We start from the raw sequence: 10304 nt of genomic DNA on the forward strand, positions 1-10304 counted from the left end.
GAAAATCAACATCATTAAAACCTTCGGGTAGCTGTGGTCGACGAGACATCTGTTCTAGATAATGCATGGTAATGATGCCTAAGCATAGTTGGCGGCAGCTTAAGGATTTAGAAAATGCGATTGGTATAAACTCTTCAACGGGCATGACTGAAACCTTCTTTTTTGCTTTTTACTGCTTTTAATAGCAGAAAGCAGGTTCAGTCATGTCTCCTTATGCAAACCTAAAAGTCGCACATGGCGTTTTGTAAAGAGCAGTGTGGAGTTTGTTGGAATTGAATTGGTACAGGCAGGAAGAAAAAGTCAGTGCTGTAGAAGCGCTCTCCCGTGCTCAGAAAATCGCTTATGCCCCAATGGCATTTCAGGCGGCAAGGCTATTGTGCAAATTTGGCATCCTGCACGATATTGAACAGTCTGGCCAAAGTGGTAGAACACTGTCAGAAATATCAGAAGCTACAGAGATTTCTGAGTATGGTGCTGATGTCCTGCTGTCTATGGGGCTCAGTATTGGCCTGGTATATAAAACCGATAACCGGTTTGTCATTACCAAGACTGGGTATTTTCTAATGAATGATGAAATGACCCGCGTCAATATGGCCTTCACCCATGATGTCTGTTATCAGGCCATGTTTCACCTGGAAGAGGCCATAAAAGAAGGCCGTCCAGCTGGTCTGAAAGAGTTTGGGGACTGGGAAAATCTTTATCAGGGGCTGACTCAGCTGCCTGAACGTGCCCTGAACAGCTGGTACGATTTTGATCACTTTTATTCGGATGGTGCGTTCCCCAAAGCCCTGCCACTGGTTTTTGCGGATAGGCCCAAAACATTATTTGATGTGGGCGGAAATACCGGTAAGTGGTCGCTTGCCTGTGCTCGCTATGATGAGCAGGTGCAGATAAGTATTCTGGATCTGCCCGGGCAGCTGGAACGGGCCCGAAAAAATATTCACGAAGCAGGTTTTTCAGACCGGGTGAAAGGTGTGGAGATTGATCTGCTTGATCCGAATCAGTTATTCCCCGGTCAGGCGGATGCGATCTGGATGAGTCAGTTTCTTGATTGCTTTGCCCCGGAAGAGATCGTCAGTATCCTGACCCGGGCTACGGCTGCCATGGGTGAAGACAGTCACCTCTACATTATGGAAACACTCTGGGATCAGCAGGAATACGAAGCGGCTTCTTACAGTTTAAATGCAACATCATTGTACTTTACGGCACTTGCCAACGGTAACAGTCGTATGTACAGCGAGGAGCAGCTGGTTGCACTAATTCATCAGGCTGGTCTGGAAGTGGTACAGCAAACCAATGGTCTGGGTTTCTGTCACACCCTGCTTAAGTGTCGCCTTGCCCGACAGAACAGCCTTGATCTGGATATCTGAATATGACAGGGAACTGGCAGGCTATCGATAGCCATTTTGATATCGTCCGATGGGATGCCTGCAGTGGCAGCGTCCGAACGATGAGTCAATGGCTGGACTCTGATAAAGGGCCGGGAAACACAGAGCCGGATAAGGCATTCTCGGACTCGCCGGAATATCTCTATCTTACACCAAGACAGCGGCGACGCCTGAGCACTGTCAGTAAATTGGCCCTTGATGTTGCCGTTGGGTGTATGGATGGACAGCATCAGGCACCTGCCGTTTTTGCCTCCAGGTATGGAGAGGTAGGGCGGATGGCGGGGTTACTGGAGGACATCTGTTCTGGTGAAGATGCTTCACCAACGGACTTCAGCCTCTCGGTGCACAATACCTCGTCTGGTTTACTGTCTATTCAAACAGGGAATCAGAAGCCTTCAACGGCTATCTCCGCAGGGCATGACTCGCTTGGTGCAGGCCTGATAGAGGCTGTGTCACAGTTAGGCGCCGGACTGCCTGAGGTGCTGCTGGTGGTGTTTGAAGATCAGATGCCAGACGTTTATCGATGCTTTGGCTCCAGGGATGAATATCCCATAGCAGCCGCATTTCTCCTGAAGTCTGGTGGCTCTTACCGGCTGTCTGTTCGGGGCGGTCAGATGATTGACTCCCAGGTCAGAGCACCATTTTCTACATTTAGCCAGTTGAGGCAATTGATTGGCGGGGTTTCAGGAAAGCGTTCTACGGTGATCACCGGGGAAAGAATGTCGTGCAGAATCGAAAAAGCCTGAATGATCGAAAAAAACGGTTAGGTATCTTTCTTTCCCGTAATCTGAGGCGGATAGGCACCGGGTTCAGTTTTTTGGTTTTCGGGCTGGGTTCTCTTGATCTGGCCTTTGTTGTCCTGCCGATCATTTTCCTCAGCACGACTAATGGAGATGTTCGGCGTGTCAGGATACAGAAAGCAATCAGCATCAATTTTCGGATATTTCTGGTTCTGATTCAGCGTCTGGGACTGATGACGCTGAATTTAAACGGCATTGAACGTTTAAAAAAAGACCGGGGTGTGCTGGTAATAGCCAACCATCCGACACTGATTGATGTTGTCGTTTTGATGGCGTTTCTACCTGAAGTGGATTGTGTGGTGAAAGAAGGGCTTAAACACAACCCTTTTCTGCGCAGAATTGTAAAAATGGCGGGTTATATCCTGAACTCTGACCCCCAGAACCTGATCGCCGATTGCCAGGAACGTCTTCACATGGGGCGTAACCTGATTATCTTTCCGGAGGGTACTCGAACACCTCCTGGCAGTGAACCTCGTTTTCAACGGGGGGTAGCAAGGGTAGCTATTCAGTCCGGATGCCGGATTCGACCGGTTTACCTGGACTGTACTCCGGGCACCCTGGCCAAGGGACAGCGCTGGTATGATGTGCCAGAACGTCCCTTTGTTTTCAAGGTGCGGGTGGGAGAATTGATCGATACCTCAGTATGGCGGGATAGCCCGCAGATGGCCAGTGTCGGCAGTCGCAGGCTGACTCAGTATTTAGAGCAACATTATTCTCAGGCTGCAGCCTGATGGTTTGAAAAGTTAAATGAAAATCTTGGGAGAAAATGTGGAAGCACTGAAACAGGAGTTGAAAGAACTCATTATTACCTCACTGGATCTTGAGGATGTGACGGTTGCAGACATTGTTGATGATGAACCACTGTTTGTAGATGGGCTGGGTCTTGATTCCATTGATGCCCTGGAGCTTGGGGTTACCATCAAGAGGAAGTACCAGGTCAAACTGGATGCCAACTCTGCTGATAACAAAAAGCATTTTGCTTCCATCAATAGTCTGGCTGCCTTTATTCTGGCGGAAAGAGCTTAAGTTGTAATTAAACGGATCAGTGGTATTACTGAGCTGTCGCAGGGAGCCCGAGAAACTCGTCTCTGGGGTCCCTGAAAATGGAATGTGTTGGACACCCCATGAATAAAGAAGACATTCTTTCTGCATTAAAAGATATTCTGGCAGAAAATTTTGAAATTGAGCCTGAAGCAGTCACGCTGGATGCCCACCTTTATGAAGACCTGGATCTGGACAGCATTGATGCGGTTGATCTGGTGGTTGCCCTGCAGGAACTGACCGGCAAGAAGATTAAGCCTGAAGAGTTTAAAACAGTACGAACCGTTGAAGATGTGGTCTCAGCGACAGAAACTCTTCTGGCCGAAGAAGCCTGCTAAGCGAAGGATGATAAAGAGAATACTCCAGTCTGTCGTCGGCCTGACTCTGGTAATATATCCCATTGTTGTTTATCTGGGGTTGGAATTATTGCCGGTGAAAACCATTGCGCTTTTTATGGTCGCAATGTTTGTGCTCAGGCTGGTGGCCACAGGGGGAGGAGAGACTGGTATTTACCAGCGGATGGTGCTCCGGCGTGTAATTATTCCCGGAACATTGTGTGGTCTGGGGTTATCCCTCTTTTCCCTGCTCATGAACTCTGATAAGGCACTGCTTTTCTATCCAGTGTTTATCAGTGCTACCGGGTTGTTAATGTTTGGCTGGAGCCTTTGTCGGCCGCCAAGCATGATAGAGTGTTTTGCACGTATGATGGATCGGAGCTTCCCTGGTGAGAAGCCTGATGAAGCGATTGCCTATACCCGTGCAGTGACAGGGATCTGGTGTGTTTTTTTTGTGGCTAATGGGGCGGTCGCACTGTGGACAGCGATAAGCTCTGACAGAGCCTTATGGGCATTCTATAACGGATTCCTGTCTTATGTTTTGATGGGTACCCTGCTGGGTGGAGAGTGGTTGTATCGTAAATGGGTACTCAAGGTCTGATGCTGGAAAGGAATATGAAAGGCGTGCTGTCGGTCGGCCAGTGGCTGAATCAGAAAAACGTCGATGGTCAGGTTGTTCTGCTTGAGAAGCAGGGTATATGTGATCGCGGGGAATTCCTGGGGGAAGTTGCCGGATTGACTGAACAGCTGCGATCCCGCCCTGAGCAGCGGTGGGTTTTGGTCTGTGATGATACCGGACTGTTTGTTCGAAGCCTGCTGGCAATGATTCTGTCGGGAAAAACGATTTTCCTTCCGGCGAATAGTCAGCCAGGAACGTTGCATGAACTACAGTCAATTACGGATGCCCTGCTGACCGACCAATGGGTTGACGATTTTGATGGTGGTCAGATCAGTGTTGGTCGGGATTTCTTTGCTAAGGTAAGTGGTGGTATTGAGCTCGATTCCAGCGCAGTAGAGCAGGCATCGCTGGTTTTTTATACCTCCGGGTCAAGCGGGCAGCCCAAACCGGTTGCCAAGCAGATTGCTCAGCTGGAACAAGAAATTCAGGCACTGGAAACGCTCTGGGGCACTGAGTTGAATGATGCTGTCGTATTGGCCTGTGTTTCCCATCAGCACATATATGGTGTTCTGTTTCGCATACTCTGGCCATTACTCAGTGGTCGGGCGATTGAGACTACCCGTTATGAATATCCGGAACAGCTGATTGCTGGCATCCATCAGCATAAAGCAGTTGCCGTCATTGCTTCACCCGCCCAGCTGGATCGTTTGCCCACAGACCTGGAATGGCACTCGGTGCAGCGCTCCGTTGCAATGGTTTTCTCTTCCGGAGCCCCTCTGTCTGCTTCCGGTGCCGGGGTTACTGATGCCTGTTTTGGCAGCGTGCCCTTTGAAGTGCTGGGTAGCAGCGAAACCGGCGGGGTGGCCTGGCGCCAGCAATCATCCGTATCGGATTCTTCATCAGGCTGGCAGCCGCTGCCCGGGGTTCAGGTAGTTATTGAAGATGGCTTGCTGAAAGTTTTTTCACCCTGGCTGGATAACCCTGAAGCTGGCTACCTTATGGCGGACCGGGCCACTTTGACCGGTAATAAGTTTCTACTGCAGGGACGTGCAGATCGTATCGCGAAAATTGAGGGAAAGCGGGTTTCTCTTTCTGAAATGGAAAGGCGGCTTTGTCAAAGTTCCCTGGTGTCTGATGCCTGGTCAGTTGAGTTGACAGGGCGGCGAATGCTCATTGGCATGGTGGTTGTGCTATCCGATGAAGGGCGCCATTTATTGAAAGAGCATGGACGTTTATTCCTTTCCAGAAACTTAAGAGAGGAGCTGTCTGAATTTTTTGAGGCAGTGACTTTACCCAGGAAATGGCGCTTTCTGGATTGGATGCCAGTAAATCAGCAGGGTAAACGGGTCACCAGTGAGCTGGTTAATCTTTTCGAAGTGGATGAGGCAACAGAAGAGGCTATCCATGAGTGAGATGCTTGAACCATTGGTGGAGACGGTAGAAAAGTCTGGTCAGTCAGTTCAGCTGACTCTGTTTGTTCCTGAGGAACTCTCGTATTTTCGTGGGCATTTTCCGGGGCATCCTGTGTTGCCCGGGGTGGTTCAAACCCACTGGGCTATTGGTTACGGTGCTCAGTATCTTGGATTGCCACAGCGTATAAAAAGACTGGAAGTGATCAAGTTTCAGAACCTTATCCAGCCGAAAACCAGGTTGACTCTGAAGCTGGAGTTAAACAGCAAAGGTAAGCTGGTATTCAGCTATGACCAGCAGGGGCGGGTGATGTCTTCTGGTAGAATTGTTTATCCGGAGGATTCATGACCTTCAGACCCTGTGCCGTTATACCGGTCTATAACCACCATGAACAGCTTCCTGCCGTAATGGCTTCACTTCATCAGCATAATCTTCCCTGCATAGTGGTGGATGATGGCAGTTGTGAGCAAACCCGACAGGCCCTGGCTGAGCTTGAGAAGAACAGTGAAAATACCCGTTTCTTTCGATTAAGCTGGAATCAGGGAAAAGGGGCTGCAGTAATGGAAGGCTTGATGCGCGCCAGGGAGGCTGGATTCAGTCATGCTGTTCAGGTAGATGCCGATGGTCAGCATGACTGTGGTGCTTTACCTGCATTGCTGCAGGAAGCTGAGCAATACCCGGACGCGCTGATTTCGGGTACACCTGTGTATGATGAAAGCGTTCCCAGCTCGCGGCTCTATGGTCGGAAAATTACCCGCTTCTGGGTATGGATTGAAACGCTCTCATCACAGATTCAGGATGCCATGATTGGTTTCCGTGTTTACCCCCTGGAAGCAACCTGCACTCTGATTACCCAGAAAGATCTTACTCGGCGTATGGATTTCGACATTGAAATCATCGTTCGTCTTTACTGGTTGGGATTGATGGTGCGATCAGTGCCTGTCCGCATTGTTTACCCGGAGAACGGGGTTTCCCATTTTGACACCCTGCGGGACAACGTTCGCATCAGTCTTCTCCATAGTCGTTTATTTTTTGGTATGTTGAAGCGTTTTCCGGCGCTGATACGACAAAACCGCCAGCGTAGTCAGCACGATAAAAAGCACTGGTCTGATATTCAGGAAAGAGGGGCTGAAGCAGGCATACGTTTTCTACTGGCTACTTATCGTGTGCTTGGACATAAAGCGTTTTCATTCTTGCTGCTCCCGGTGATGACCTACTTCTTTATCACTGGTCGACAGGCAAGAAAGTCATCCCTGGGATATCTCCAGAATCTTTATCAGGTGTCACCTGAATCTCTGCCTTCCAGGCCAGGGTATGGTTTGTCTTTCCGACATTTTCTCTCTTTCGGGCACACGCTGGCAGACCGGTTTGCAGCCTGGTCTGGGGATATTACCCTGGATGACCTGGATATCACTGGCGACAAGACGTTCCGGGAAAAAATAGCGTCTGGCCGGGGAGCGGTTTTACTGGTTTCTCACCTGGGGAATATTGAGCTGTGCAGAGCGCTGGTCAGGGATAAATCCTATGGCAGGCCCATCGTTGTTAATGTCCTTGTGCATACGCGGCATGCGCCGGCATTTAACAAAATATTGAAAGAGATGAACCCTGAAGCGGGTATCAATCTTGTGCAGGTCAGTGATATCGGCCCCGATACGTCGATCATGCTCAGTGAGATGATTGACCGGGGGGAAATGGTAGCCATTGCTGCCGACCGTATGCCGGTGGGTGATACCAGCAGTGGTATTGGGGCTGATTTTATGGGGCAGTCAGCTCGCTTTCCATCGGGGCCATTTGTTCTCGCCTCTGTTCTGCGAGCCCCGGTTTTTACCCTTTTCTGTACCCGGCAGGAAACCGGGCGCTTTCTACTGGATATAGAGCTTTTTGCCGACTCACTGAGTCTGCCCCGAAAGAGAAGACAGGCTTGTCTGGAAGCTGCGGTCATTCGTTATTCCCGACGTCTGCAGGCTACCTGTCAACAATCGCCCCTTGAATGGTTTAATTTTTTTGATTTCTGGCATCAGTCCGGAGTGAGTGAATGACGTGTTGCGAAGACGCTGTGGCAGAAACTGCTGTGGCTGGAAAAAATGGATATGAAAATACCAGGGAGGTGGTGTTGGAAGAGGTGCCGGTGATCTTTGGTCAGGGCCGATTGACCATAGAAGATATTAATGATGTTGCGTCGGGAAAGCGCTTTGCGCAATTGAGTGATAACCCTGAATTCCGCGAAAAAATTCATAAGGGAGTGGCGTTTCTGGATCGCCTTCTGGCTGAAGAAGGGGTTATTTATGGTGTGACCACGGGGTATGGCGATTCCTGCACCCGTGGTGTTCCCCTGGCCCTGGCCAATGAGTTACCACTGCACCTGACCCGCTTTCATGGTTGTGGGCTGGGACGTCATCTCAGTGAATCCCAGGCAAGGGCGGTGATGGCTACCCGTTTAACGTCGTTGACCCAGGGCTTTTCCGGCGTCAGCGAAGGGTTACTTGAGCGGATGATGCAATTGCTGGCCCTGGATATCCTGCCAGTGATCCCTGAAGAAGGCTCTGTTGGTGCCAGTGGCGATTTGACACCATTATCTTATATTGGTGCCATGCTGGTGGGTGAACGAGAGGTTTATTATCGCGGCGAGAGAAGAGCAACAAGTGACGTATATAACGCATTAGGCATCAAGCCTCTTTCCCTTAGACCAAAAGAGGGACTGGCGCTTATGAATGGTACGGCTGTCATGACCGCTCTGGCCTGTGAAGCGTTCGGACGGGCTGAGTATCTGGCTAGCCTCTGTGCACGGATTACCTCTCTGGTAACGCTGGCTCTGAAAGGTAATGCCAACCATTTTGATGAAAAGCTGTTTGCGGTTAAACCCCATCCGGGACAGATCGAGATCGCCAGCATGATCCGTCAGGATCTTGAGCAGAAAGAGTCCCCCCGGAATTCCAGCCGGTTACAGGATCGATACTCTATACGCTGTGCGCCGCATATTATTGGTGTATTGCAGGACAGCCTGCCCTGGATGCGCGGGTTTATTGAGAATGAACTCAACAGCGCTAATGACAACCCCATCATCGATGGTGAGGGTGAACATGTCCTTCATGGCGGTCACTTCTATGGTGGTCATATTGGTTTTGCCATGGATGCCATGAAGAATGCGGTTGCCAATCTGGCCGATCTGATGGATCGACAAATGGCCCAGCTGATGGACACCAAGTTCAATAATGGTCTCCCTCCGAATCTGTCCGGTTCAACCGGCGAACGTGCTTCGATTAATCATGGTTTCAAAGCAGTGCAGATTGGCATATCCGCGTGGACAGCCGAAGCTCTGAAGCAGACCATGCCGGCCAGCGTTTTTTCCCGCTCTACCGAATGTCACAATCAGGATAAGGTGAGTATGGGTACCATTTCTGCCCGGGACTGCCTTCGTGTACTGGAACTGACAGAACAGGTAGCAGCCGCTTCACTTCTGGCTGTTCACCAGGCTCTTGAGTTGCGCATGCGGTCAGGGGATATTGATGTTTACTCGCTCAATACAAACCTGGCAAGACAGCATGACCAGATTATGTCCGAGTTTCAGTTTGTTGATGAAGACCGACCTCTGGAGGCTGACCTTCGTCGTCATATAGAGCAGATCCGACAGCAGCACTGGGCTTTGTATTGAACCATTGATGGGCTTCCGGAGTCGTCTGGTGAAGGGACAGGGAGGCAGGAGAGTTGAATGAACAACAATGTGTCAGAAAAAGTATCTGAGTCGGTGGTTATCCGGGTACCTTTTCATGATGTTGATATGATGGAGGTGGCCTGGCATGGTCACTACCTGAAATACTTCGAAATCGCCCGCTGCGCACTGCTGGATCGTATCGCCTACAACTATATGGAAATGAAAGAGTCTGGCTTTGCCTGGCCTGTGGTAGATCTGCGGGTTAAGTATGTTCGTCCGGCTCGGTTTGGTCAGGATATTCGCGTGACGGCGACTGTTCTGGAATATGAAAACCGTCTGGTTCTGGAGTATCTGATTGAGGATGTGGCGACCGGTGTAAAGCTGACCCGGGGTAAAACCACCCAGGTGGCCGTGTCTATTGATACTGGTGAAATGCAGCTGGTTTCTCCACCGGTGCTGTGGGAAAAACTTGGAATTGCAGCATGAGGTCATTGATCCATTTCATTCTGATTTTGTTATGTGGCATCAGTCCAGTTGCCAGTGCGGGCAGTGATCAGTCTCCAACCAGCATCTCGCTGCAGGATATTCTGGCATCAATGAGTGAAATGCAGGTTGTCTCCGGTGAATTTGAGCAGCAGAAAAGCATCCCCATACTGTCCCGGCCATTTGTATCCAGTGGCCGGTTTCTGTCGGTAAAAAAACAGGGACTTATCTGGGAGACCGAAGAGCCTGCACCATCAATGCTGATAATGACCGAAGGCCGGATGGTGCAGAAGGTGGATGGACGAACCAGTGAGTATCAGGCGACAGGCACGGCTTATGATGGTCTTGCATTATTATTACCGGCAATACTGGATGGTGATGAAGCGCGCCTGAGATCGTATTTTACCGTTGATGCTCGACAGGTGAACAGTAGCTGGGAGCTTGAGTTAATACCAATCGCATTTTCTAAATCCTTAAGCTGCCGCCAACTATGCTTAGGCATCATTACCATGCATTATCTAGAACAGATGTCTCGTCGACCACAGCTACCCGAAGGTTTTAATGATGTTGATTTTC

At 50.0% G+C, this 10304-nt stretch carries 12 protein-coding genes; all 12 read left to right on the plus strand.

Annotated elements, in window-relative coordinates:
* Positions 1 to 272 precede the first annotated feature (272 nt).
* A complete protein-coding gene (locus AK963_RS20695) occupies positions 273 to 1370 on the plus strand; it encodes a methyltransferase (RefSeq protein WP_066017332.1) in 1098 nt (365 codons plus the stop codon).
* 2 nt (positions 1371 to 1372) lie between these two features.
* Positions 1373 to 2134 carry a beta-ketoacyl synthase chain length factor gene (locus tag AK963_RS20700; protein WP_066017327.1) on the plus strand — a complete coding sequence of 254 codons (762 nt, stop codon included), beginning with the start codon at positions 1373 to 1375 and terminating at the stop codon, positions 2132 to 2134.
* Positions 2113 to 2919, plus strand: a complete 807-nt coding sequence (locus tag AK963_RS20705; RefSeq protein WP_083232812.1) for a lysophospholipid acyltransferase family protein — start codon at positions 2113 to 2115, stop codon at positions 2917 to 2919. The genes AK963_RS20700 and AK963_RS20705 overlap by 22 nt, the downstream gene beginning before the upstream one ends.
* Before the next feature lie 16 nt (positions 2920 to 2935).
* A complete protein-coding gene (locus AK963_RS20710) occupies positions 2936 to 3214 on the plus strand; it encodes a phosphopantetheine-binding protein (protein ID WP_066017328.1) in 279 nt (92 codons plus the stop codon).
* 98 nt (positions 3215 to 3312) lie between these two features.
* Positions 3313 to 3567 (plus strand): acyl carrier protein, encoded by a 255-nt coding sequence (locus AK963_RS20715; RefSeq protein WP_066017334.1) that lies wholly within the window; start codon positions 3313 to 3315, stop codon positions 3565 to 3567.
* A gap of 7 nt (positions 3568 to 3574) precedes the next feature.
* Complete coding sequence (locus AK963_RS20720) at positions 3575 to 4165, plus strand: COG4648 family protein (protein WP_083232813.1); 591 nt, start codon at positions 3575 to 3577, stop codon at positions 4163 to 4165.
* A gap of 14 nt (positions 4166 to 4179) precedes the next feature.
* The gene (locus tag AK963_RS20725; RefSeq protein WP_066017336.1) at positions 4180 to 5595 is read left to right on the plus strand and encodes an AMP-binding protein; all 1416 of its coding nucleotides are present in this window, start codon (positions 4180 to 4182) and stop codon (positions 5593 to 5595) included.
* On the plus strand, positions 5588 to 5941 hold the full coding sequence (locus AK963_RS20730; RefSeq protein WP_066017329.1) for an ApeI family dehydratase: 354 nt from the start codon (positions 5588 to 5590) through the stop codon (positions 5939 to 5941). Before AK963_RS20725 ends, AK963_RS20730 begins: the two co-directional genes overlap by 8 nt.
* The gene (locus tag AK963_RS20735) at positions 5938 to 7632 is read left to right on the plus strand and encodes a glycosyltransferase family 2 protein (protein ID WP_066017330.1); all 1695 of its coding nucleotides are present in this window, start codon (positions 5938 to 5940) and stop codon (positions 7630 to 7632) included. The genes AK963_RS20730 and AK963_RS20735 overlap by 4 nt, the downstream gene beginning before the upstream one ends.
* Positions 7629 to 9245, plus strand: coding sequence for an HAL/PAL/TAL family ammonia-lyase (locus AK963_RS20740; RefSeq protein WP_083232816.1), 1617 nt, complete (start codon positions 7629 to 7631; stop codon positions 9243 to 9245). The genes AK963_RS20735 and AK963_RS20740 overlap by 4 nt, the downstream gene beginning before the upstream one ends.
* A 57-nt stretch (positions 9246 to 9302) precedes the next feature.
* Entirely contained in the window at positions 9303 to 9731 is a 429-nt protein-coding gene (locus tag AK963_RS20745; protein ID WP_066017331.1) for an acyl-CoA thioesterase, read from the plus strand.
* On the plus strand, positions 9728 to 10304 hold a 577-nt coding region (locus AK963_RS20750; RefSeq protein WP_139117560.1), incomplete at its 3' end, for an outer membrane lipoprotein carrier protein LolA. The genes AK963_RS20745 and AK963_RS20750, both read left to right, overlap by 4 nt.

The sequence above is a fragment of the Endozoicomonas atrinae genome, assembly GCF_001647025.1.
In the GTDB taxonomy this organism is placed as follows: Bacteria; Pseudomonadota; Gammaproteobacteria; order Pseudomonadales; family Endozoicomonadaceae; genus Endozoicomonas; species Endozoicomonas atrinae.